The organism is Bacillus clarus, assembly GCF_000746925.1.
Lineage (GTDB): Bacteria > Bacillota > Bacilli > Bacillales > Bacillaceae_G > Bacillus_A > Bacillus_A clarus.
Genome location: NZ_JMQC01000008.1, coordinates 4,851,985 through 4,877,254 on the forward strand (window position 1 = coordinate 4,851,985; position 25,270 = coordinate 4,877,254).

General features: G+C 33.9%; 25 protein-coding genes and 5 pseudogenes. 8 read left to right on the plus strand and 22 right to left on the minus strand.

All coding sequences use genetic code 11. The annotated features are described in order from the left end of the window. Positions 1–35: 35 nt before the first annotated feature. Positions 36–950: an acetamidase/formamidase family protein gene (locus DJ93_RS25720; RefSeq protein ID WP_042983884.1), complete on the minus strand. Its 915-nt coding sequence runs from the start codon at positions 948–950 to the stop codon at positions 36–38. Between the two features lie 158 nt (positions 951–1,108). Between DJ93_RS25720 and DJ93_RS25725 the strand changes: the two genes are divergently transcribed. Further along, positions 1,109–1,537 (plus strand): cell wall hydrolase, encoded by a 429-nt coding sequence (locus tag DJ93_RS25725; RefSeq protein WP_042983885.1) that lies wholly within the window; start codon positions 1,109–1,111, stop codon positions 1,535–1,537. A gap of 64 nt (positions 1,538–1,601) precedes the next feature. Here DJ93_RS25725 and DJ93_RS25730 read toward each other — a convergent pair. Continuing rightward, a pseudogene (locus DJ93_RS25730) lies at positions 1,602–2,216 on the minus strand (lysine--tRNA ligase); the annotation flags it as partial. A gap of 15 nt (positions 2,217–2,231) precedes the next feature. On the opposite strand from DJ93_RS25730, the gene DJ93_RS34485 reads away from it, so the two are divergent. After that, on the plus strand, positions 2,232–2,888 hold the full coding sequence (locus DJ93_RS34485) for an exosporium leader peptide-containing protein (RefSeq protein WP_277620674.1): 657 nt from the start codon (positions 2,232–2,234) through the stop codon (positions 2,886–2,888). 227 nt (positions 2,889–3,115) lie between these two features. Here DJ93_RS34485 and ltrA read toward each other — a convergent pair whose 3' ends face one another. Then, positions 3,116–4,915, minus strand: coding sequence for a group II intron reverse transcriptase/maturase (gene ltrA / locus DJ93_RS25745; RefSeq protein ID WP_042979365.1), 1,800 nt, complete (start codon positions 4,913–4,915; stop codon positions 3,116–3,118). A gap of 864 nt (positions 4,916–5,779) precedes the next feature. Between ltrA and DJ93_RS33395 the strand changes: the two genes are divergently transcribed. Beyond that, on the plus strand, positions 5,780–6,118 hold the full coding sequence (locus DJ93_RS33395) for a hypothetical protein (RefSeq protein WP_042983886.1): 339 nt from the start codon (positions 5,780–5,782) through the stop codon (positions 6,116–6,118). 69 nt (positions 6,119–6,187) lie between these two features. On the opposite strand, the pseudogene DJ93_RS25755 reads toward DJ93_RS33395, so the two are convergent. Beyond that, positions 6,188–6,817: pseudogene (locus tag DJ93_RS25755) on the minus strand (NADP-dependent oxidoreductase); the annotation flags it as partial. A 324-nt stretch (positions 6,818–7,141) separates the two neighbouring features. Here DJ93_RS25755 and mleBCA point away from each other — a divergent pair. Then, positions 7,142–7,996, plus strand: coding sequence for a BCA family alpha/beta fold macrolide esterase (gene mleBCA, locus DJ93_RS25760; RefSeq protein WP_042983887.1), 855 nt, complete (start codon positions 7,142–7,144; stop codon positions 7,994–7,996). Between the two features lie 87 nt (positions 7,997–8,083). On the opposite strand, the gene DJ93_RS25765 is transcribed toward mleBCA, so the two are convergent. Beyond that, a complete protein-coding gene (locus DJ93_RS25765; RefSeq protein WP_042983888.1) occupies positions 8,084–8,419 on the minus strand; it encodes a hypothetical protein in 336 nt (111 codons plus the stop codon). An 11-nt stretch (positions 8,420–8,430) separates the two neighbouring features. Beyond that, positions 8,431–9,600 carry a ParM/StbA family protein gene (locus DJ93_RS25770; RefSeq protein WP_042983889.1) on the minus strand — a complete coding sequence of 390 codons (1,170 nt, stop codon included), beginning with the start codon at positions 9,598–9,600 and terminating at the stop codon, positions 8,431–8,433. A gap of 242 nt (positions 9,601–9,842) precedes the next feature. Between DJ93_RS25770 and DJ93_RS25775 the strand changes: the two genes are divergently transcribed. Then, complete coding sequence (locus DJ93_RS25775; RefSeq protein ID WP_042983890.1) at positions 9,843–10,247, plus strand: hypothetical protein; 405 nt, start codon at positions 9,843–9,845, stop codon at positions 10,245–10,247. A 42-nt stretch (positions 10,248–10,289) separates the two neighbouring features. Here DJ93_RS25775 and DJ93_RS25780 read toward each other — a convergent pair whose 3' ends face one another. From DJ93_RS25780 to sleB, 9 genes and pseudogenes are all read right to left on the minus strand, one after another. Next, positions 10,290–10,832: a DUF1697 domain-containing protein gene (locus tag DJ93_RS25780; RefSeq protein WP_042983891.1), complete on the minus strand. Its 543-nt coding sequence runs from the start codon at positions 10,830–10,832 to the stop codon at positions 10,290–10,292. Between the two features lie 290 nt (positions 10,833–11,122). Further along, positions 11,123–11,724, minus strand: a pseudogene (uptA, locus tag DJ93_RS25785) (undecaprenyl phosphate transporter UptA). Between the two features lie 82 nt (positions 11,725–11,806). Beyond that, positions 11,807–13,006, minus strand: coding sequence for a cation:proton antiporter (locus DJ93_RS25790; RefSeq protein ID WP_042983892.1), 1,200 nt, complete (start codon positions 13,004–13,006; stop codon positions 11,807–11,809). Next, complete coding sequence (locus DJ93_RS25795; protein WP_042983893.1) at positions 13,007–13,504, minus strand: cation:proton antiporter regulatory subunit; 498 nt, start codon at positions 13,502–13,504, stop codon at positions 13,007–13,009. Between the two features lie 896 nt (positions 13,505–14,400). Then, entirely contained in the window at positions 14,401–14,898 is a 498-nt protein-coding gene (locus DJ93_RS25800; protein ID WP_042983894.1) for a GNAT family N-acetyltransferase, read from the minus strand. Between the two features lie 25 nt (positions 14,899–14,923). Further along, positions 14,924–15,280 (minus strand): hypothetical protein, encoded by a 357-nt coding sequence (locus tag DJ93_RS25805; protein WP_042983895.1) that lies wholly within the window; start codon positions 15,278–15,280, stop codon positions 14,924–14,926. Positions 15,281–15,394: 114 nt separating this feature from the next. Next, entirely contained in the window at positions 15,395–15,991 is a 597-nt protein-coding gene (locus tag DJ93_RS25810; protein WP_042983896.1) for a YhcN/YlaJ family sporulation lipoprotein, read from the minus strand. 26 nt (positions 15,992–16,017) lie between these two features. Next, a complete protein-coding gene (gene ypeB, locus DJ93_RS25815; protein ID WP_042983897.1) occupies positions 16,018–17,358 on the minus strand; it encodes a germination protein YpeB in 1,341 nt (446 codons plus the stop codon). A 15-nt stretch (positions 17,359–17,373) separates the two neighbouring features. Beyond that, positions 17,374–18,147, minus strand: coding sequence for a spore cortex-lytic enzyme (gene sleB, locus DJ93_RS25820; RefSeq protein ID WP_042983898.1), 774 nt, complete (start codon positions 18,145–18,147; stop codon positions 17,374–17,376). 144 nt (positions 18,148–18,291) lie between these two features. Here sleB and DJ93_RS25825 point away from each other — a divergent pair, with 144 nt between their 5' ends. Next, positions 18,292–18,624, plus strand: a complete 333-nt coding sequence (locus tag DJ93_RS25825; RefSeq protein ID WP_042983899.1) for a DUF3889 domain-containing protein — start codon at positions 18,292–18,294, stop codon at positions 18,622–18,624. A 461-nt stretch (positions 18,625–19,085) separates the two neighbouring features. On the opposite strand, the gene DJ93_RS25835 is transcribed toward DJ93_RS25825, so the two are convergent. From DJ93_RS25835 to kynU, 5 genes are all read right to left on the minus strand, one after another. Then, on the minus strand, positions 19,086–19,721 hold the full coding sequence (locus DJ93_RS25835) for a Pr6Pr family membrane protein (protein ID WP_042983901.1): 636 nt from the start codon (positions 19,719–19,721) through the stop codon (positions 19,086–19,088). Between the two features lie 18 nt (positions 19,722–19,739). After that, complete coding sequence (locus DJ93_RS25840; protein WP_042983902.1) at positions 19,740–20,657, minus strand: serine hydrolase domain-containing protein; 918 nt, start codon at positions 20,655–20,657, stop codon at positions 19,740–19,742. Positions 20,658–20,813: 156 nt separating this feature from the next. Beyond that, complete coding sequence (gene kynA, locus DJ93_RS25845) at positions 20,814–21,653, minus strand: tryptophan 2,3-dioxygenase (protein ID WP_042984394.1); 840 nt, start codon at positions 21,651–21,653, stop codon at positions 20,814–20,816. 32 nt (positions 21,654–21,685) lie between these two features. Beyond that, positions 21,686–22,315 (minus strand): arylformamidase, encoded by a 630-nt coding sequence (gene kynB / locus DJ93_RS25850; RefSeq protein ID WP_042983903.1) that lies wholly within the window; start codon positions 22,313–22,315, stop codon positions 21,686–21,688. A 2-nt stretch (positions 22,316–22,317) separates the two neighbouring features. Continuing rightward, positions 22,318–23,604, minus strand: a complete 1,287-nt coding sequence (gene kynU / locus DJ93_RS25855; RefSeq protein WP_042983904.1) for a kynureninase — start codon at positions 23,602–23,604, stop codon at positions 22,318–22,320. A gap of 159 nt (positions 23,605–23,763) precedes the next feature. Between kynU and DJ93_RS25860 the strand changes: the two genes are divergently transcribed. Together DJ93_RS25860 and DJ93_RS34055 are read left to right on the plus strand one after the other, a co-directional pair. Next, entirely contained in the window at positions 23,764–24,375 is a 612-nt protein-coding gene (locus DJ93_RS25860) for a TetR/AcrR family transcriptional regulator (RefSeq protein WP_042983905.1), read from the plus strand. 104 nt (positions 24,376–24,479) lie between these two features. Then, positions 24,480–24,713, plus strand: a pseudogene (locus DJ93_RS34055) (hypothetical protein); the annotation flags it as partial. Positions 24,714–24,722: 9 nt separating this feature from the next. On the opposite strand, the pseudogene DJ93_RS25870 reads toward DJ93_RS34055, so the two are convergent. Both DJ93_RS25870 and DJ93_RS25875 read right to left on the minus strand, forming a co-directional pair. Then, positions 24,723–24,963, minus strand: a pseudogene (locus tag DJ93_RS25870) (YczI family protein). A 29-nt stretch (positions 24,964–24,992) separates the two neighbouring features. After that, on the minus strand, positions 24,993–25,232 hold the full coding sequence (locus tag DJ93_RS25875) for a DUF3977 family protein (protein ID WP_042983906.1): 240 nt from the start codon (positions 25,230–25,232) through the stop codon (positions 24,993–24,995). Positions 25,233–25,270: the final 38 nt, after the last annotated feature.

The window sequence follows — 25,270 nt, forward strand, 5'->3', positions numbered from 1 at the left end:
AAGGAGATGCTAAAGCATCTCCTTCCTCATCAAATTCATTTATTAATATATGCACACAGCGAAAAACCTAACTGGCTCACATATTCTATCCCTAATTCCATTCGTGCTGTTTTAAGCGGATCTACCACTTGACAAACTCGTAAATTTCCAGCTGCGGATAATAAAAGGGTTGCATCCGCTTTAGAAAGCTTTAATTCCTCATTCAAAAATGAAACCATATTGCTTACTGCACGGTTCGCCGCGTCATCTAATAGTTCTTCTGAAGCAATCGTTATAATACGTTCTTTTTGAATTGCCATTGGTAGTGGCCATTGTTTTTCTTTTATAACGTTCACTGTCACAGTTACTTCTCCAGCAACTTCGACGCCACTTACCCCAATTTCACCATCTCCCATAGCGGCGTGTAAATCCCCTAATGCAAGTAATGCCCCAGGAACATTTACTGGTAATAAGAGAGTGGTCCCTTCTTTCATTTCTTTACAATCCATATTTCCTCCATGATCGTGCGGAGTGCCGCATGAAATACTACCTTCTTGAGGTGCCGTACCAATTACACCAATCATCGGATTAATTGGGATTTGTAGTTCATTAGAAAACACCACATGCTGATTACGAATCGGAACAAGCTTTACTCTATTTTCTTTTATTTCATTGCCCATTACGCCTAAATTCGGTCCAGTTGTTAATACTCCTTGCTCTGCGATTTTAATTTTTTCAATCGTTATCACTAATATATCACCAGTTTCTGCACCTTCAATATAAACAGGTCCAGTAGCTGGATTAATCCGATTCCAATCTAACTCTTTAAATGCGACATCCTCAGAATGAATTTGATTTTCAAAACAGTCGTATGTTTCGAATACTAGTTTACTTCCAATTTCCACTTGTAAGCACGGCCTATTTTGTGGTGACATTGCGTAAATGATATGTTCTTTACTAATACGATACATATGATCTCTCCCTTTTCATTTTTGGTTTTTTATAAACAATTGGCGCTTCTTTAAACGGTCTCCTCTTTTCAAATAGAAGTTAGTTTTAAATAAAAAAGCACTTAGCGAATTTTCAAACATACTCTTTACTATAACAGCTCAAGAAAGGCGGTATGATTATGCCCCTTATTCCTTACACTGAAAGTGATGTTGATTTACTAGCACGCTTAATACGTGCTGAAGCTGAAGGTGAAGGCCGACAAGGAGAACAGCTTGTTGGCTGTGTTGTCGTAAACCGTGTATTTTGTGATTGCTTAGATTTCAAACAAATCCGCACTGTAAGTGATGCAGTATATCAAAGCCCAGGTGGATTTGAAGCAGTACAGTACGGTTATTTTTATCAACGCGCTCGTGATTCAGAAAAAGAAATCGCTAGACGTGTTTTGCAAGGTGAATGGCGTTGGCCAGCCAGATGGGCTCTTTGGTATTTCCGTCCAGTTGGAGCTTGCCCACCAGAGTGGTATAACCAACCGTTTGTAGGACAATTTAAAAGCCATTGTTTTTATGAGCCAACTGGCGATGAATGTCCAAAAATGTATTCACGGTAACACATTTTTTAATATAATTATATTTTAAGTAACGCAAGTACTCATAAAAGTACTTGCGTTACTTTTATACCTCATTATTAAAATCTAATAATGAGGTGATTTTTTCAACACCTACTACATGTATAAGTAATGGCATTCGCGGCCCATGTGTTGTATCGATAACTAACCTGTATATGATGCTAAAGAGTGTTTTTTGGTTTTCTCTCATTATCTTTTTGTTTTCATCACGACAAATCGCATACATTTGTTCCATTACGTTTGATTGATCATAATTGGAACGAAGTATTTCACAAACTTCAGCTAACCATTTTTTCTCTATATCCTTTAATGTTTTATAAATCTCCCAGTTTTTCTCTTTATTTACTTTAATAACCTTTTTAGGTTGCGAGTTTCGAATCCAATATTCTACACGATTACTGATTTCTAGCATATCCATTAATGGATAATCTCTATCCATGTTCGCTAATAAATCGTGTAAAATATGAGAACTGAAGTTCACTAACGGTAAGACCCCTGCTACCTGATTAAACTTTGGTAACACCTTAATATCATCATCAACTCTAGAAAGTTTCATCGCATCACATAAATCTTCATTTTGCAGTATTTTATTTTGATAACTTTCTATATATCTTTCATACTCTGTATAGTTTCGAGTGACATCTTCATCTAAACCAGTATGTCTAAAGAGGATGAATTGAATTCATACGAAATTTTACATAGTGCCGCACTGGATCCAAGTTCGATCGGTCCCACATTATCACCCATTCCACCATTCCAACTACCAACAGGTCCAACAGGCTCCACCGGTAATACAGGACCTACCGGCAATACAGGACCTATCGGCAATACAGGACCTATCGGCAATACAGGACCTATCGGCAATACAGGACCGACTGGTGACACTGGAGCTACTGGGCCAGGAGCTATAGAATCTGCGTTTAGAGCAAATAAAGATGTTACTCAATTTATGACTGCTGGTACACCTATAATTGTAAGTTTCACTGAAGTACTATTCGACTTTAACGGTGAATACAACGGTGTTGACACATTTGTGCCCAAACAGGATGGGGTATACCAAATTAATTCAAATGTTGTTTTTGCACCTAACGGTTTAACAGGATATTCCATTAGATTTGATTTATTGGTTAACGGTATAACAGTTGCTATGGATACAAGAGATACTGCTAGTACGGTTACTGTTACTGTGGCCACCATTTATGGATTAAGCCAAGGAGATACTGTAAACATCCGTATTTCTTCCTCTATAAATGGAGCCGCCACATTGTTCTTTAACCAACAAGCAGCTAGTTTTTCTGCAGCAAGATTACCTTTTACAAGTCCTATACCTTAAGTTCTATCCAGTTTCTATACCTATACTGATAAATGAAGGGGAATTTCTAATAACATAAATTATATAAACAAAACTTCCCTTTCTATATTTCAGAAAGCTTCTTCAAAATTTTTAAATGCATTTAGCAATAGTTGCGATAGGTAAGACTTTGAAGTTATCTCCATCTTTTCCCCCGCTTAGCACTGTACGTGCGACTTTCATCGCATACAGCGCCCCATCTTATTCTTTTATGCTAAAGTAACTAGATTACAAGCTTTACGGATTTTGTTTATTTTCTTCAATTGTTTATCGTTCAATTGAAGTATCCTCATATATGTTCTAATCGTCTCTTCATTTGTAGCGTGAATCAATCTGTGGACAAATTCATGTACAATAATCAGGTTATTAAACTCGTCAGTTCCTCCCATACCTTTCGGTATTTTATGGTGACAGTGCACATCTTCAGCTATTAAGAAGATTCCGATGACAGCACATTTACCATTTTGCATGGAATACCTGGATATTCTGTTATCTGTATACTCCATGCTTTGTCCTTTATTGGAGGATAGCAACATCTTTTGCATTTCATTGGCAATGTTACCCTTTAGGCTTTTGATGAGTTTTTGTCTTCCCTGCTTAGTGTAATTGCATATGTCTTGACTGAAACTTTGAGGGAATCGTGTTTGTATGTCCGCTAGTGGATATACATGATTGCCTGCTATTTCAAAGGTTCTATAATTGTTCCTATGAGTTCTTTTGTATAATGCATTCGCATTGGTAGGAATCTTATATTTCCCTATTGATTTTAGACGATTAAACAAAGTTTTCGAGAGACGAAAGGCTATTTCTACAAAGTCTACGGTCACATGTGTTGCGATTCTGTAATAATTTTTAATACCAAGTACATAGGAGTTATAATCCCATACTGTTTTTGCTGTTGGACTCTTTTGAATTGCTTTAATCCTTGTTTTTGCTTTTTCAAGGATATCCTTTTTCTTTTTCTCGCTTACATATGTGTTTGCTACATATCTTTTACGCTTTTTTACAGATTTGATAGAGAACCCTAGAAAATCCGAAGATTTTCTTTTTAGGTTGGTTATAGTTGATTTTTCATTAGATATATTAAGGTTTAATTGATTTTTGAGATATCCTTCTACTGCATGGAATATTTTAGTTGCAGATTTATGATTGTTGGTGAATATTTTGAAATCATCCGCATACCTAACTATATACATTTTCTTCAATTTTGCTTTTATCAACAATGGATTTTTGGTTGCTATTGTATATGGTTTCCTTGTTTTAATATTCTCCCATTGACTCGATATCCACCAATCCAAATCGTTTAATACAACGTTACTAAGTAACGGACTCAGGATTCCTCCTTGCGGAGTTCCTTTTGTAGGAATACCTTCTCCTTTGATTGGTGCTTTTAACATTTTTGAGATAATCGTCAGCACCCTTTTATCAGTTATGCCTATGTTGTATAGTTGTTTTAATAATTTGGAATGGTTCACGTTGTCAAAGAAACCTTGTATATCAATATCTACTACGTGACTAAATCTCCCTCTGTTTATCAAGTATTGACACCTAGCCATTGCATGGTGTGTTGACCTGTTAGGTCTGAATCCATATGAATGCTTGTAGAATTTTGCTTCGCATATTGGTTCTAGAACTTGTTTGAACATTTGTTGAATCAATCTATCTCTCATTGTAGGAATTCCTAATGGGCGTTTCTTTCCATTTGCTTTAGGTATTTCTACCCTACGTACCGTATTTGGTTTGTAGTCTGCAAGAGCTTTTCTTATATTATCAACAAAAGAATCTGCATCTTCCATTTTGTAGTGGTCGATTGTGATACCATCTGTTCCTTCAGTTTTAGAGCCAGTGTTAGCCTTTATGTTTCTATATGCCAGTAGAATATTTTCTTTTGATATGATGTGTTTATATAAATTTATGCCTTTAGCGGCATTGTTTTCGCTACGTTGATATAAATCATCGAACGCTCTTTGTATATCGTAATATTCTGCATGTCGTAATGTTGTACTCACCGATGTATTAATTCCCCTTTCTTACGAAAAGTCCCATCATCTTACTCGATCCTGTGGGTTACATCTAGTTAATTTAGTTTTCAAAGAACAAGACTAGGGACTATCCCTCCACGTTTGCTACATGTTTCGTCGGTACTGTGTCCCCACCTTCACAAGAATAAAGTAATTTCGGTTCGTTAGAACCTTATATACACCTGTCTGTTAGTAGACGTTAGCGACAGTTTCTTGCTTACCACGTTCCGATTGACTTAGCTATACATATATCCTTAGGTGCTTGCTTTAAGCCTGTTACCTTTACATCCTCATCGTTAGATGTTTCGAATTTCATATTATCTACTCTTACTTTTCGATAGGTAACGTCGTCGTTAACGACATACACATTTCTAATGTATTAATAGTTTAGACCCGTACATTCACAAGTTCGCCAGTCCGTTTGGACATTCTCACCATAGATATTTTGTAGCATCCCGACCTATCCATTACCATATGATTTCTCACTTAGGTTTTGTTCAGCCGACTTCACCTAGCTTCATACAATTTGCGACTACTATCACGTTTTGCATGTAGGAGTATCAGATAAGTAGTTTCAGCTCAACCTGACGGCTTTCATTTCTACTTTCAGTCAATCAGTTGTTATTATCAAAATTGATAACCCTCCTCTTTCGTGTTTGCACACTTATGAGGAAACGTGTCGCACAAATAACTATTTTGTTATTTTTTGCGGAACTTAGTTTTCTAAAGATCCTTACAAATCTGTAATGTTATTGTCACCTAATGAAATAGCAAAAAATTTTATTTTATATTCAGATTGTTCACATGAACAAATCACATATAAAATAGAATGGAATTGATAGGTGACTAAACATGAATAAAAAATTAGTGAAACCCCTATTCATTTTAGGGAGTGCTATGCTACTAACAATCGGTGGTTGGATCTATGCTATTATGGACTATGGTTCCCCGGATGAATTCAGTAAAGAAGCATGGCCAAAGACAGAAGCAACAGCCAAACAAGCAACTATTGACTACTTTAAAAAAGAAAAGAATATTGATATTGTCATTACAGAAATTGGCTTCTCAGGAGAATATGCAACACATGAAGTTTACCTAGATGGACATGTCTCTGGTAATGAGCAACAAAAAATCTCAGCTATTGTGCACTCTAATGAGAACTACAAAGTTAAAGACACATCTCAAAATTAAATTTAGAATTCATGAAGCAGTTAGCTTTGGCTAGCTGCTCTTTTGCATAAAATAACGCTTTTCTTCATTTACAATATCATAGTCTAATAGTAACTGTGCAAAATTGTCTTTCTTGTAATCAATAACAAGATCCGCTCCTAAAGACTTGAGAAACGCTGCATTTTTATTACTTGCTGTTGTCGCAATATACGCCCCAAATGCCTTTGCAATTTGAATCGCAAAGCTTCCTACTCCGCCAGCTCGAGCATGAATTAATACTTTGTCTCCTTCTTTTATACACGCATAATCAACTAAACTTTGCCAAGCTGTCAATCCAGCAAGAGGTACAGATGCCGCTTCTTCAAAACTAAGATTATTTGGCATTTGTGCTACTAAATCTGCTTTCACTACTATATATTCCGCATAAGAACCTTTCCCGATATTTTCAGATTTTGTAAAAACCTTATCTCCTCGCTTGAATTGTTTCACTTCATCTCCAACCTCTTCAATTATCCCTGCAGCATCTAATCCTAAAGTAACAGGAAAAGAAAATGCTAACTTTTCTTTTAAGTCTCCTTTTCTTATTTTCCAATCAACAGGGTTTACAGATGTTGCATGAATACGTATTAATATTTCGTTTGGTTTTATAACTGGCTTCGGGACTTGCATCTCTTGTAGTTCTTCAATTCCACCATATTGATTAATAGCAATTGCTTTCAAATTATCTCCCTCCTTACTGTTTACTTTAATAGCTCACGATTTTTTTCAAAATATTATGTCTCGACTGAAAATAAAAATGATTAAGGATGACATTTATGTTATTCTACTAAGGAAAAGAAGAATTGAATGAATTTTAGCAAAAAACAAATAATTAACCTTCCTTTAAACCATCCTTATTCTATAACTACACTGTAACTCTAATAATTGAAGACCGATGAAAAATTGATTTTAGGAGAGTGAATATCATGGTTATAAAATTTAAGATACAAACTCATTTACATTGTATTGTATTAACTAAATTTCAAATGAAATGGGGAACAAACTATGAGTGAAAAAATCTTCCAAACAAACGAGATTGATATATGTACAGAAAGCTTCGGTGACCCTGCTCACCCAGCGATTTTATTAATTATGGGTGCTACTTGTTCAATGGTATATTGGGATGAAGAATTTTGTGAAAAGTTGGCTCAAACAGGAAAATTCGTTATTCGCTATGATAATCGTGATGTCGGGCGTTCTATTACGTACGAACCTGGGACTTCAAATTATACAGTAACAGATATGGCCAATGATGCAATTGGTGTCCTTGATGCATATCAAATTGACAAAGCACACCTTTTCGGAATGTCATTAGGAGGTATGATTGCTCAAATTGCAGCAGTAAAACACCCTCAACGAATTACAACTTTAACTTTACTGGCATCAAGTATTATTGGATCTGATGACAATACTCGTGATTTACCTCCTATCGATGAAAGAATATTAACGCATCATGCGAATGGGGCGAAATTGGACTGGACGGATAAAGATTCCGTAGCTCAATATTTAGTTACAGGATCTCGTTTGCTCTGTGGTGCAAAACATAAATTTGATGATGAGAGAGCTTATAAACAAGTAAAACAGGAAATAGAGCGAGCTAACAATCTATTAAGTATGTTTAACCATGCACTTCTTACAGGCGATGATTCCTATGAAGGCGCATTGAAAAAGATACATGTACCGGTGTTAGTCATTCATGGAACAGAGGATACAGCACTTCCACTTGAACATGGATTAGCCCTTATCGATGAAATTCCAAATTCCAAATTACTAACACTTGAAGGTACAGGGCATGAAAACCACTCGGATGATTGGGAACAAATAATTAATGCTGTTTCAAAACATACTTCCATTTCGTAAAAAATTCAAACACTTATATACACAATAAAAAGCCCATCACTTCATCCGTATGTATAGTGATGGGCTCTAACTATGCTTTTCTATATTTTAAAAAAAAGGACAATCTAATTGATCAACAGATTCCCACGATTTTTTTTTTATGCTTTCAGTAGACTTATTGTTTTCTAACTCTACTTTTTTAAAAGGATTCACTTCAATTTTTAAAATGGGCGAATGTTCAGCATGCAAAGAAAAAACATGGCTATTTGGCAAAGTTTTTGATACATCAATATTTCCTACTTGCTTAAATAATTGCTGGGCTGCAAAAAAGAAAAAATGGGTTGCATTCGATTGTTTATTCAGCCAAGCAATCATTTCTGGTGATACCGATTTATTAATATTAATTTTCACACGATCACCACGTTTATACCGTCTCGAGCGCATACTCACACCAACTAACTTATCGTTAAATTCGTAAACCCTAGTTCTTTCTGTTTATGCTCTCTATATTTCGGAGAACAAGTATACACTAATAATCCACGCGCATTTGTAAACAGCGGATTATCCACAAATATTACATTTTTCAATCGGCCTTTTTGTTTTAAAATAAGTTGTAAACTATTCTTTATAATAACTGCTCCGCCCCCGTAAATAAATACATATGGGTCGTCTTTCATATCATCTATTTTATTGATAATATCTGTCGCAACTCGTGCAGCTAAACCTAAAAGCGCCGGTTGTGATTCTTCTACCAATTGAGCATTTCGCGGATGGTTTTCATGTAAATAAATTTGATTAAATTCTGTAATGCTATCTATCGTTTTCGTTGGGTATTTTCGATTCCATCTCGTAATAATTTGCAATAATGTTTCTTTTACCCCATAAGATAATCCTTTACTTAATTGTGGTCTGAAATTTACGCCTAACGAAACAACTTCTTCTGTTGTTCCAGCTCCGATATCAAAAGATAATAATGTTTTATCTACAAAGTCAATTTCAGAAATTGTATTTTTCTCGCACTCAATTTTATGTTTAACAACATTTCCTTCTTCATCATATACAATGCCCCACGTACCGGATGCACCTTCAGGTAGGCACTTACAAAATTCAATAGAAACATTTATCGTTACATCTCGGCCATTGGGATAATGGAAAACAACCTTATGATTCCCCATGTAACGTTTAGCGTTTTCAGCAGCTATTTCTTGCGTAATAAGCTGCATCGGAAGTGCAACTGATAAATCATAACGAATATTAATATGATTGGAAGTTGGACTTTGGCGCATAGCACTAATTGCTAAACCTGATAAAATTGTAAGAACCATTAGTTCATCGGTAGATTTGTTCGATCTCTTCTCTACTTCTGTACCTTTCAGCTGATCTTGAATCACTTTCTCTCCAACAATGTACCGTACATTATTTAACATTAGCGACGGAGAGCTAATGGTCACATCAATATGATTTTCCAATTTATCTAACGGAACATCCACTTCATCTAATAAACCTGTCGGTTCTCCAATATATAGCGAATAAATACTTGGAATAAAAATAGGGTTTTGCCCTCTCACCATTAATTTCAAACCATTATTTCCAGCATCTGCACCAGCTTTTAAAAGTATAGACATAACTACCCCCTAAATTAATCTGACATCCTTTCCAAATATATGCGAGCTTAAACTTTTACATTCAAGCCAGATACAATCTTTTTTCTTCTTTTATCATTTTTCTTAGTGTCGCAAAGGAAAAATAAATTGGTGTACTTGTAAAAACTCAATTCTTTATGTAAAAAGTATTTGACACTATACTTTTACAAATTTATACTATAATTGTAAAATAAGTTTTACAAACTTGGAGGTGAAATCGCATAATGAATCATAAAAAATTTATTTTCATCGTTATTGTTTTATCTTTAATTGGAGTACTTGCGCACGGTGTATATAAATATATGACCGAAGGAACTATGTTAGGTGGAACAATTTTTACAAGTGCTTTAATACTAAGTTACTTAATCAACCATATTACATGGGGAGACCCAAACGGTGTATCCGAAGAAAGTCAAGATGAGATGGGACAACAAATTACATATAAAAGTTTTAAAATCGGTTATTTTGTGTTAATGTGTGTCATGTTTATTTTATTAATATGGTCAGAAGGTTTCTATATGGATTATACATTGGACCAAGTGAATAACCTACCTCTCTTTATTGCACTTTGCGCATCTTTTCTTATCATTCCGCTTGTGGAATTGATTGTTTCAAAACGATATCAATAAAAAAGCATTGTTTTCTAAGTATAGAAAACAATGCTTTTTTATTTAAGATTGAATTACTTCTGTCATCGTTTTTAGTTTATTTACAGTCCGCCAGTTTCTTACTGTTGCTGGAGTATGTAACTTTTGAAACTGATTTATTAGTTTCGAATTTCGAATACTTTCCTTAAAAAATAAATACACCTCTTTCCCTTCAATCTGGCACTCTTCTATTTCGCTTTTAAAACTAAGTAACTGTTTACTTTCTTCTTTAGAAAGTTCGTTAGCTAAAAAAGCTACATGTACACTTTCTCCCTCTGACAATGAACCAGCCCTATAGGGACACCTTTTAATAGTTTTTATTAATTCATCATCCATTCTTAACATAACGGGAACATCGAAACCAAAAACAGTCTTAATTTCATGTTCAATTCGTTCCTGTAAGAAATCTTTTTCTTCTTTAGATTCAAACACTACATTCCCACTTTGAATATACGTTTTCACCTTTTTTAATCCGATTGACTCAAAAGTCTTTTTCAATTCAGCCATTTTGATTACCTTATGCCCACCTACATTAATTCCCCTTAGCAACGCAATATAAATTGTCATTTTGGTACGCCTCCTTTTAACTCGGTTACATACATATTTAGCAGCAAATTTTAATTCCTTTACTACATATTTTTATTAAGTTGCACTTTCATATTTCTCACAAAAGCAAGGAATTTATTCCATTTTAGATTCCTTGCTGATAATGATTTATGTACAAAAAAACAAAATTATAATGTATCTCCCTAATTATAAATGCAAGAATCTACAATCAGAAAGAAATTATGTAATCATGCCACAAAAAAAACTTTATATTTTGTTTTTTTTAATAATATTATTCAAATGATAAATTACTATTTGTTTTTTCGTTTCATTATTTTTTTAAACACAAAGTAACAAATCCCACATCCAATGGCACCAATAGCGAAATATTTAACATAAGGGCAAGCTACTTTATTAATACTTCCCCACTCTTCACCCAATTTAAATCCTAAATATACAAATACAATTGACCACGGAATAACAGCAAGCGTAGTAAGTGTAATAAATTTAATATGTGACATTTTAACAATACCTGCAGGAATTGAAATAGCATGACGTACTACAGGAATAAAACGCGCTGTAAAAATAACACCTGTTCCATAACGATTAAACCAAGTTTCAGCATAATCGATATGTTTCTTTTGAATCAAACTATACTTTCCATAACGTTCAAGAACGGGCCTTCCTCCATATCGATCGATCCAATAAATAAATAATTGTGCAATTACACCACCAATCTTACCAAATACAACGGCATCCAAAAATGTAATACTTCCATTTGATACTAAATATCCTGCATAAGATAATACGATTTCGCTTGGAATAACTTCCAACGTTACCCCAAGCATAATTCCCCAATAGCCAAGTCCTTCTAAAAAAAAACTAAAATTGAATGAATTAACCCTCCTAACATCCTATACCTCTCTCTTTACTGTTTTAATAACTTCTAAAAATAAAAGCACAAGAAATTCATAACTTGTGCTTTTATTTTTAATTTAAGTAGTCTTTGTATCCCATTTAAATAACTTATTCATAAACTTATATATGTTTTTTGACTCTTTGGTCAGAAGCGGACCTAAAATAGATAATATAAGCACATATAATGCTGAGAATGGCTTCAATACCGACATTAAACCACCTGCTATACCTATATTAGCCATGATAATGGAGAATTCTCCCCTTGAAACGATTGTTAACCCAATATTTGTAGATGCTTTATGAGATAATCCAACTTGTCTTCCTGCAATCATCCCCGCTACAAAATTTCCAATTATCGTCAGTATCACAGCTCCTAAAGTTAACCATATTGCTCCACCTAATGAAAACGGATCTATACTTAAACCGAAACTAAAGAAGAAAATTGCTCCAAAAAAGTCTCTAAACGGAACAACAAGATGTTCGATTCGATCACTATGTTCTGTTTCAGAGAAAACTAAACCTAAAAGAAGTGCTCCGATTGCTTCCGCAACATGAATTGTTTCCGAAAAACCTGCTATAAAAAATAACGAAGCAAATACTACAATAATAAAGATTTCATCTGAACTAATATTCAACAATTTATTTAATAACGGAGTAGCCTTTCTAGCTACAATAAAGAATAGAAGCATATATCCTAAAGCTATACCAATTGAAGTAAGAGCACCTAAGAATGAAGCATGATTCCCAAGGACTAAACCAGAAACTACTGATAAATATACCGCAAGGAATATATCTTCAAACATAATAATTCCTAAAATTAATTCTGTTTCATTGTTCCCAGTTCTTCTTAAATCAACTAATACTTTAGCAACAATTGCACTAGAAGAAATGGTGATAATACCTGCTATAATTAAAATTTCTAGTAAAGGAAATCCCATCAAAAATCCATATAATAATCCCAATGAAAAGTTAATCAAAATATAGATAGTTCCACCAATAGCAATAGAACGTCCTGATTTAATTAATTTTTTCATTGAAAATTCTAATCCTAGGTAGAAAAGAAGGAAAAGAACACCAATTCTTCCAAGGAAGGAGATTACACTTTCACTCTCTATAAATCTGAGATCGATAACACCTATTACCGGAGCATGTGGCCCTACTAACATTCCAAGGATAATCAGAAAAGGAATTACTGAGAATTTAAACTTTCCAGCAATCACTGCAGCAATCGCTACTAAAATTAAAGCTGTACCAACTTCAAAAATTAAAGTATCCATCTAGTCAGTCCCCTTATTTGAAAGTAATTCATTTATAATTTTTTTAATTTCTTCTCTTTCACCAGAGACTACTAACATATCTCCTTCATCAATTACAGAATCTGGTCCTGGATTAAATTGTTTTTTCATATTCCTTTTCATAATAGCGAGTATAGTCACATTGTATAGTTTTCTTATTTCCAGATCACCAATTGTTTTTCCAATTGCCAAAGCTTCGTTCTCTACTTTAAACCATTCAATCGCTAATCCTTCAAACACCATTTCAATATTTTCTAATGCTCGAGGTTTATATACCATTCCACCTAATATTGCTGCAATTTGTCTTGCTTCTGAGTCACGCAGAGAAATATTAGAAATACTTTCCTCATGATTTGAATCAAAATGATACATTTCTCTACGTCCATCATCATGAATCACAATCACCATTTTTTCATTACCTTTTGTAATGATTTGAAACTTATATCCAATACCCGGCAATTCACTTTCTCTAATATTCATATCATTTCCTCCTCGGTAAAGTTTTTTATTTTTAAATATACCCAAATTTCTTACTTTCAATTTAATACCTATTACTTACTTTTCTTTCCTATTTAAGAAATATATTTTAGAAATCCCACCCACTCTGAATATTTATGATCAGGGAATTTCTTGTTAAAAAAATAAATAGCTCCTAAAAAAAGCTTGCAGACGTTATAGTAAAAAACATAATACTTTTAGCTTTCATAATTTCAAAACTTATTTTTAATAAAGATTCTTCTTTCAAGTTCATCCCTTCTTTCTTACTACTATCGTACTTAATATCATTTACATAACTATAAAATTCTAAAAAAAAAGACTTAGCGTTACTTAATTATATCAAAAAACATAATTAAGTAACTTCAATTCAAGAATCTTAACAAAACATTTACATTAATTTAACTATAGTTACAATATTTTTCACCGAAATTATTAACTTTTATAATATGAGAAAATCACGTTTATTTAAGGGGAAATGAAGCAACACATACATTGTATTGAAGGTAATTAAAATTGTAATTTTTTTAATATAATTTCTTTTATTTTGTAAATTTAAAGTAAATTTATTGTAAAAATTATAAACAAAACATTTAAAATTGTAGGATTAGAGTAAATTTTAATCATTAGGCCACTATAAATATTGATTTTATAATAGAAAAAACCCATCTGTTTTGAATAAAGCTCAATCAAAATAGATGGGGTTAATTTTGTATAGTTAGAGTTTTTATAAAAAAGTTTGATTAAACATCTAATAATACAACTTTTTATATTCGTTTCTCGTTTTATTTACATTTGTAAAAATCAATATTACATTTTATATCGTAACAAATTAAAAAGCTCACTGCATGATTTTTTCAAGAGTAAGCTTTGCACGTTTGTTATTTTTGTATCGGCAAATGTAAAATCAATTGTCTTCCAATTGGTCCCATTCTTCTATGACCTCTATCTTGGAATCCTGCTTTTTCATATAACTTCTGCGCCGGAATGTTCCTCTCATTTACAGCGAGTACAACTTCGCTTTTTGCTGGAAAATAAGATGTTACGAATTCTTCAAGTAGTGCTAACGCATTTTTTGCATATCCTTTTCCTTGTTTATCATAATTTACGGAAAAAGAAACTAAAAGTAATGCATCTACATTTTTTGTAAACTCCTCAATTCTTTCACCAGTTTGTAAGGCAAAAACCCCAACAGGTATCGCTTTCTCATCTAAAATAACCACTACATTTCTCGTCCGATCATTTTTTGCTCTTTCAAGTAATTCACTCGGTTTCGATGTAAACTGAACTTGTTCACTAGGTAAAGTAAACGCTTCTATTATCTCTTTATGTTGTTCCTTATAAGGAACTAATTGTATCTTTCCTGCATGTAAATTCACTTTTAACTCCCCATTCCTTCTCGTACTAACTTAAGCCTTGTTGTGTTTTAGAACGAACTTTTCCATCTAAAAAGGTGATTTCCACAAATGATTTCGGGGCATTTCCTCTCCAAGCGAAAGTTTGTTTATATTGTGTTGAATTTTTCTCCCCCTCTTCTATAAGTAAATTCCCTTCAAAACCGATTAATTCTTTTACTTCTTTATAAGTCATTCCCTCATTAATTTGTGAGAAAAGATTTCCATCCATTGTTTCGTGTTTTTTGTTTTCTGTTATAGTGGAAGAAGTAGCGGTTTGCTTCTTTATTTCTTTCTTTTGATCACACGCTGTCATACTGAAACTTATACAAAGACTACATAATATGAATGCGCTTTTATTTTTCATAATAACAACTATCCCTCCTATTATTATTAAACCATAAATTCCCTCCTCAATAAACTGAATATTAAATATTTTACACAAAAGAAAAATCCCGTGCGTTACAGCACGGGATTTTCCCTATCTTTGCAAATGATTATTGGACTGATTTTCTTGTTCTTTTTTCAATTCATTTTCTTCTTCTTTCGGTAATTGCTTGTCATTATCTTTAATTGGATTCGTCTCTTTATTTTCAATCAGATCATTTGGTACTTGTGGCATAACACGACCAACAATCGCTGCTAATTCATCAAGGATACCTTCACCAGATTTACCTTTTTTAATTTGCTTACCCATTTGTTTTAATCGCTCATACGTATCAACATCTGCTACAACTACTGCATTGGCACCGTTTGGATCATTTTTTAAGCTTTCAGCAACAGAATATTTAATAGATTCTACACGAGTTCGATCAAGTTTTGCTTTCACATCAATTCCTACAACCGCATATTTCCCAACTACTACTGCTGTTGCATCATTCACGCCTGGAACACTCGCAGCTAAAGATGCTAAATGATCTGCTGCTTTCTCATTCGGTTGATTTGTTTTATTTGTGTAATTCACATTTTTCATCGAAACATTTTTTTGCTCTGGTTTTTCATTGACATTGTCTTTTTTCCCAATGCTACATCCGGTAATAGCAAAGCAAAGCATCAACATATATATAAGAATTTTCATTATGTTCACCACTTTATCATTGATGTTTAATCATAAATTTTTTCAACAGCTTGCATCTTTTTCACTTTTTCTTCTGCTCCACTATTTGCGTTTATAAAAATTTGGTACGTATCTTTCCCTAAAGTACCAACAAACTCATAACAAAGCACTTCATTATGCAAGTCATTTACAACAACTGCTTTTCTCTCTTCCATAACTTTTACATCAGAATTAATTTTCTTTCTTGCATCAGCAGCAGTCAATTTCGCATTTGGAATTGTACGCTTCTGATGGGAAGCTAAATATTCTTTTGCAGAGAAACCAACGATAGATCCATCATCTAACGCAATTTTCATTTGAATTGCTTCCGGATATATACGCACTCCATTTTCATTCACAACGTACGTAAATACACCGATATTATCATATTGTGAACTATCATATAGCTCCATATTTTTAAACTTATGGTCTTTTAAAAAGGTTAGTCCTTTGCTTCCTGCATCATTTAAGCTAATTTTTTGTTCTTTAATTTCTCGGTTATTCATTACCCAAATTGGATATCCACCTTTTTGGGTAATATCCATATGATACTCATTGTTTGTTGTTGGGTCTTGAATCTTCACACTATAGAACGATTCTTTTGCGCCTTTTCCACTTTTCTCAACATTTACTTTTTCATTTCCTTTTAAATTCAAAAATGATTTCGCAATCTTCGCAGCCTCATCTTCTGAAATTGCCTTACCTTCTGCTTCAAATCCACCCTTTTTATTTTTTTGCGCACTTGTAAAAGTCGGGCCAAAGTTCGTAGATGAGTATGATGTCACATTTTTTTCAACTGTTTTTAAACCGTCAATAATTGTGTTATCTGCAGGATCTCGGTTTGATGCAAGTGCCAGTTCCACATCCATCCAGCGTAAATTATTTTTCAATACAAGGTGCTGTACTTTGCGCAGTTCATCTTGAATATTTTCTGCGTTAGAATATAAAGTTTGTAACGTTTTATATTCTTGATCATTTAATGGCTCTTTCTCTAAATCACGAATAGCTGCACGATAACTAAAATCACCAATATTCGCAAGAAATTCTTCCGTTTTATTAAATGGCATTAATGTTAAAGGTAATTGTCCTACATCAGAACGAGCCTCTGATGTTAAACGCCACACATCTGCTAATGCAGGTGATAAAGATGCTCGCGAATTCATCGCCAGCGTTGTTCCGATTTTATCGTGTAATAAATCAACCTCATACGCTAAATCATGAAATGCACGTTGATAGCTATTTTCTGCTCGAATAAGCACTGCATTTTTTTCTTGATGCTCCTTATAGCCCCAATATCCAGTTCCGACAACACCGATTGTTAATAATACAATAATAATACCTCGTAACATGTTTCCACCTCCGCTCTATTTACAGAAAATGTGTTTCCCAATTTTTTTAATTTGTGGGCGACTCCAAATCCATTTACTCGTTGCTGTATCTGGATTGAAATAATATAGTGCATTTCCTGTTGGATCCCATCCATTAATCGCATCTAATACTGCTTTTTTTGCTGTTTCATTTGGTGTTAAATATATTTGTCCATCTGCTACTGCAGTGAACGCTCTCGGCTCAAAAATCACACCTGAAACTGTGTTTGGGAATGATGCACTTGTTACACGGTTTAAAATAACCGCCGCTACTGCAACTTGTCCTAAATATGGTTCACCTCGCGACTCACCATATACTGCATTCGCCATCAGCTGAATATCATTTTGAGAATAACCATTTGGAACATTCGTTCCTTTGTTTTGTGCTGGCTTGTTACTTTGGCCACCGCTATCACCTTTATTACTTGTAGTTCCTTTATTCGCAGTTGACTTATCATACTTTGTCGCCTTTACAAGCATTTGCTTCGTTTTAGCACCAGCTAAGCCATCAACAGGTAATCCAAACTTTTCCTGGAAGTTGCGAAGTGCCCAATATGTACCCCATCCGAACACACCATCCACTTTTCCCGCATAAAATCCGTTATACTTCAGACGAGACTGCAATTCAATAACATCTTCTCCAGATGCGCCTCTTTGAATAACTTGATTAGAGAACGCTTGTACATTTCTTGTTTGGCCGCTACTTACTATTAAAGATAAACTAATAAATACAAGTAAAATCGCTATCTTTACAATACCTCTGTGACGCATATATTACCCTCCTTAGTTACAGTAATGAATTCATGATTATGTTTTGTAAATACAACGCTTTTATGTAAAAAAGACAAAAAAATCCCAACTTATATGTTTGAAGGTATATGTAGACAATATAAAAAAGCGCAAAAGGAGTTTATTATGAAGCGATTTTTTACACGTATAGTATTAGCAATTCTTTTATTAACAACATACTCAAATTTATATAATGATTCCTCTATTGTTCACGCACAGCCACCTTATGCAAAATGGGGAAAGCTTGCTGTTGAAAAAACGAAAGAACAATATCCGAAAGCACAAATTATTGATTATCTTCATATAGGTAGAAAACCAAAGACCATACACGTAACAGTTGAGAAATTTAAACTATGGCTTCGTGAAGATGGAAAAGAATATGGTGTTTTTGTTGATGTGGAGTTTGATACAAAAACGGAAAAGTTTTTAAAGATTAATTTTCAGAAAACAAGTCGATAGAACAAAGAAACCTCCGTCTTTAAGTACAGACGGAGGTTTCTTTATATACATATTCAAGGTATGATGGTATCTCATTTTCTTGTATACTTGCAATTTCACTAAAAGCATTCCCTTTATCCAATAAAATCCGAACAATTTCCCATCCAGCAAAATAAGCTTCCCTATCATGATTTGTAGTCCCTGCTCCAAAAGTAAATTTCATGGCGTATTCCGATAAAGACTTATATAAATGCGGATAAGCCTCTCCTAGGGGAATAGCCGAAAAATTATAATGCTTTTCCCAAAAATCCCAACGTTCTTCTTCATCTAAATCTTTTTTAAAAGCTTTTCATAGAACTCTAAAAACTTTGCTACTACATTTATTATTTGAATCTTATCCATGCATACTATCCCCCTTGTTCCCTCTAACTTTTCCACTTCTTTTACCATTCCTTCTTAATTACAAAAACAGAATTCCCCTTTTAAAAAGAAGAATTCTGTTTCATTTTGAAAAAGCGATTGCCTAACATTTTTACTACTACACAAATAAAACCAATTACAACCGCTATTCCAATACTATATAAAAACACCCTTCCATAACCGCCTATTCTCGGATCAAGAAACGGATATGGATACCAATGAACGAAAGGACCGCGTACTAAGCTATAAATAACATATAAAAACGGGAAAACAAGCCAACTTGTGGCTTGTTTCCATGTGATTTTTTTCGTAGGTGGATTTATAACCCAATCTAATATCATTGCAATTGGCATGATGTAATGAAGAACTGTATTCACCCACGGTATAGGTGTTTGAAGTGTTTCTTCTAGTCCTCTTAATAATAAAAAATAAATTAACCCCGTCGTTAGTATGTATACTGTCGCAGCACCCCGCAACACTCCAAATTGCTCAGAACGACCAAATGCCGCTGTTCCAAAACTACTTAAGAGTAGGATTACCGCCACTAAAATATTACTTTCAATTGTGAAGAAGCTAAAAAAGTTAATCGGATTGAAAGGTTTCACTTGTGCCCTTGTAATGAATTGCGTAATGATTGCACTAAACGCTAAAAGGCTTAAAAACAGCCTGTATATTGCTATCATTTTAGCATTTTTCACATATATCAGCTCCTCTTCTTATATATTATTGGAGTTCACTTGTACATGCTCTATAAATAATTTTAATGGTACGAGCCCACGCTTCGGCATGTGACTACTTATGACAGCTACGAGTTCTAACTTTGGAATGATAATAATGTACTGTCCTCCGTATCCCATAGCAAAATATATATAATACGGTATGTGAAATCTTTCGTTATTTACTACCCACCAATGATAACCGTATGCTCCAACATGATCATACGTTTCAAAACGAGCTTTACTTGAATCCTCCAGCCATTTTTGCGAAACAATTTTCTTTCCATTCCAAAATCCATTTTGCAAACATAATTGTCCCAATTTTAATAAGTCTGTACTCTTCATTTTCATGCCAAATCCACCGACATATATCCCTTGTGGATCTTGTTTCCATTCATATTCTGTAATGTGTAGCGGCTCAAATAAATACTTTTCCGCAAATTGTTCAGCCGATATTCCTGTTGCTACTTGTATAATATAACTTAGTAAATGTGAAGAACCTGAGTTATAATTCATTTTTGTACCCATCTCTTCTATTATGGGCTTCTGCAAAATGTATGTTACCCAATCATCGGATTCTACAAAATCGTTTGGAAAAACGACCCCATTCCCGAATTCTTTCCAATCTTCTCCCGTTGTCATCGTTAACAAATGATATAGAGTTAATCCCTTCTTTTCCTCTGGTACATTCGGAATCCATGTTGTGATTGATGTATGTATATCATTTATATACCCTTTATCAATTGCTATACCAATTAATATTGATACAATACTTTTCGTAATGGAATTAATTTTATAAAGATTATTTGCGCATTCAGTTGTTTTATAATACGCAGTCGTTAATTCCCCTCTTTGATATACGAGAAATGTATTAACCTTTTTCTTTTCAAATTTATTTTCTAATTGCTCGAAATTCAAGAAATCTTCCTCCATCTTAATGATTATCTGCTTGTATAGTATTTGTTGTTTACGTCATTTTATCTCTTTTCCTCTATTAAAACACATTCTTTTATTGTATGTTTTTAAATCTTAAAAATAAAACCTGGCAGCTTTAATAGCTGACAGGTTTTATTCTTATAATTTCGTCCGAACATTCCAAAGCTCTGGGAAGAAGCGCTGGTCGAGCACTCGTTTTAAATAAGATACACCAGAAGAACCACCCGTTCCCATTTTATGACCGATAATTCTTTCTACCGTTTTCATATGACGGAAACGCCATTGTTGTAGCCAATCTTCAATATCAATTAACTTCTCCGCAAGTTGATATAAATCCCAATATTTTTTCACATCTGCATATACTTCTAACCAAGCCGCTTCTACAGTCGCATCCTCTTCATAAGGTTGTGTAATATCACGATTCAACACATCCTTATGAATTGGAAATCCTTCTTTAACAAGCGCTTGTATCGCAACATCATACAAACTTGGCGCATGAAATGCTTTATGAAGACGAGCATGTAGTTCTGGATCCTTTTCATAAATCTTTAACGCATGAGGTGTTTTATAGCCAAGTGCATATTCAATCATTCGATATTGATACGATTGAAACCCTGATGCCTGACCAAGTGAATCACGAAACTCAATATATTCTGATGGCGTTAATGTTGCTAGAATATCCCAAGATTGAATAATTTGCGACTGAATTTTTGATACACGTGCTAACATTTTAAATGCCGGTGCTAATTTATCATTTTTCATAGATTCAATTGCTGCATTAAGTTCATGTAAAATGAGCTTCATCCACAGCTCACTCGCTTGGTGAATAACGATAAATAACATCTCATCATGATGATCTGATAATCTTTTTTGACTAGACAATAAGCTATCTAACTGTAAGTACTCCCCATACGTCATATTTCCCTTAAAATCCGTGTGGATCCCTTTTTCCATGATTACTTTTTCGTTTTCTTTCATATTAGCCAAACAACCCTTCTATGCCCCTCTATTTATAATGGTCTAATTACTGCGCGAACTGGACTTCCATCTGCATCTGTTAATGCAAGTGGTAATGCGATTAGTTCGTAATCGCCGTCTGCTACGTGATCTAGTACGACATTTTCTAAAATGTGAATCCCATGTTTACATAATTGCTGATGTGCTGCTAGTTCTTTATCATCTAATGGATCAACAGAAGGTACATCTACCCCAATTAAACGAATACCCTTAACTGAAAGAAACGGTGCAATATCAGCACGTAAATATGGAATTTCTTCTGGAAACTCTTGTGCTTTTCCATGTGAAGACGTACGTAATAATAATCGTTCTACACCTTCTAAGTTAAATCTTTCTAATTCCTTTTTACCGATACTCTCTAAGCCTGAAACATCGATAACTCGCGCTGCACCTACATATACGTTTATATCTAAATCTAACACTTTTTTACCATCATTATCGAAATGAAAAGGTGCATCAATATGAGTACCTGTATGAATACTCATCGTTAACTTTCCGACATTTACTGAACCACTGTCTTCTTTTGACCATGAAACTTCGTACGAGAATGGTGTATCTCCTGGCCATGTCGCAATGTCATTATTTAACGGTTGTGAAATATCAATCCACTGTGTTTCTTTCATGCTTATGCCACAACCTCTCGCTTATTTTCAAACTTTTTATATTCTTCCTCTTTCATAATTTTCTTTAAAATTTGTACAGAGTTCCACACTTCTTCGTATGTGTTATACAAAGCGACCGGCGCAAGTCTAACACCATTTGGTGCACGAAAATCTGGAATCACTCCATTTGCTTTTAACGCTTTACAAATACGTGCCGCCTCAACATGTTCTAAATAAATATGTCCTCCGCGCTTTTCATCTTCTAACGGATTTCCAATTGTGAATCCCATATCCTTTAATTCAAATTGAATTAAATTAAGCATATATTTTGTAATATGTAATGACTTTTCACGTAATCTCTCAATACGAGCTTCTTTAAAAATTTCAAGAGAACCAATTAATGGTGCAGTACTTAATACATGAGGTGTCCCTATTTGATACGCCCCAGCATGATCAGCCGCAGTTAATGAATGCTCCATATCAAACTGCTTATCTTTTCTAGAACTAAACCAACCAGACAATCCTGGAAGTCTATCAAAATGTTTTTTATTCACATATAAACCTGCAACACCACCAGGTCCTGCATTTAGATATTTATAATTACACCATACAGCGAAATCTACATCCCACTCGTTAAAATGATGCGGAATAGAACCGATTGAATGACATAAGTCAAAACCAATATTTATACCACGTTTATGAGCTTCAGCTGTTACTCTCTTCATATCAAGAATTTGGCCGCTTCGATACAATACAGAAGGCAATAAAATTAGAGCGATATCGTCAGTCATCGTATGAATAATATCTTCTTCGCAAAGTGTTCTTCCATCTCGGCTCTTTACCCGTACAAGATGCTCATCTGGATCCAAACCTTTTAAACGAATTTGACTCTGCAGCGCATAAATATCTGATGGGAACGTTAATTCATCCGCAAGAATTTTTGTCCTAATCCCCTTCGGTTCATAAAATGTTGCAATAACTTGATGAATATTCGTCGTCGTGGACCCGGTTACAATTGTTTCTTCCGGTGAAGCCCCAATAAGAGGTGCAGTCAATTCTCCCAACTTTTCTGAAAGGAAAAACCAAGGATGCTCCCCTTCAGTCCAGCCATCAATTCCATACTCTTTCCATGAATCTAATATAGTAAGTAGTGACTTCTCTGCTCTTTTTGAAAGCAAGCCTAATGAATTTCCGTCTAAATATATCGTTCCTTCTTTTTTATAAAATTCCGTTTGAAAATCTTTCAGTTCATCATGTTTATCACATTCAAGCGCATACTCGTAAGTTGGTTGAAATGGTTCTTTATACATGCCTTCACCTTCTCTTAATTTTCTCTTTATTCTAACTAATTGAAATATATCATCGAAATTGATATAACGTCAATGATATTATGTCAGTTGACTTTTTACATTTAGCTCCACTACAATAAAGTTATATTTTCAGATATTTCAGTGTAAAGAGGTGGTATTTTGAAAAACTCTACTCTTTCATCCAGGAAACATCGCTCCATAGAAACAAGAAAAAAACTATTAAACTCTGGGTATACTGTTTTTCTAGAATACGGATTTCAGAAAACAACCATCACACAAATTATTAAACATGCAGAAACAGGATACGGTACCGCATATGTATATTTTAAAAACAAAGATGACCTCCTCATTGTATTGATGGAAGATGTGATGAATCGTTTTTATGATATTGCTGAACGTTCGTTTACACCTAACACAAAGACCGAAGCTCAACATATGATTCAAAGTCAAGTACGTGCCTTCTTGCAATTAGCTGAAGAAGAACGGGCTATTTTACAAGTTGTTGAAGAAGCGATAGGATTATCAAAGGAAATACGTCAAAAATGGAATGAGATTCGAGAACGTTTTGTAACACGCATTACGCAAGATATTACTCATTCTCAAGAAAGCGGATTGGCACAATCTGAATTAAATAAGGAGATTGTAGCACGTGGTTGGTTTGCAATGAATGAAATGTTTCTTTGGACAATTGTGCAAAATGATAAAGAAATAGATGTAGAAGAAATTGTGTATACATTAACGGAAATGTATACGACGGGATTATATAAATAGCACACTTCATATAAATAAAGTGTGCTATTTTATCGTCTACAAAAATATTCTATCAAGATACGGTAATGCTAATGATGGTCTTTCGGAGAAGGGAAAATATTGTAGTTTTAAAGAAAATTCAAGTTTCCGGCTATATTAACGGTGTTCCAACTTCTATTAATAACAATACTTTAAAACAATATTTCCATGGCAAGAAAACAGAAGTTACTCTAAATTCTTCTGAACTTACTTATTGGATCACAGAAAAATTTTGTATTGATAAAGAAATATATGAGAAAGCTTTAAAAATATTTAATAAAAAATGTGTAATAAAACATAACCGCTACCAAGTTCGCTAGGTAACGGTTTTATTTCAAATATTTTGTTAGCCCCACAGTGATACAAAATATCGCTATTACGAAACAAATAATCCCTATACTTTTATTTTCTTTTTCACCCTTCTTATAAGTTTGTATCCCTATTACCACCAACCATAAACCCTAAAAGCAATTGTATAATCAACATGCTTTGTTTAGAATCATTATTCCAGCTATACATTGTGTATCCCATTAAAACGATTGCTATTACAAGGGGCGCGACTCTTACCATCACGGTAACACCTCCTTTTTATTTTACTGTTATACCTTACTTACAATGCCAAAAATAAACTTATACTCATTCCTCTTCTTTTGCACTTTTTTGAACCCTTCTTTCGAATCAAAAATTAGGCAAGTTTTCCGAAACCAAATTCGTAAATATAAAGACTCAAAGTAAATAGGTTTCACAATTCCTCTTTCTTCAAATTCAGTTCCATCTTGATTTTCAGTTTCCGTTCGGACAAACCATCTATTTCCAAACCCAATTTCAATATACTTCATTATTTTATTCTCCTTTAGGAAATCTTTTCTTGCCATCT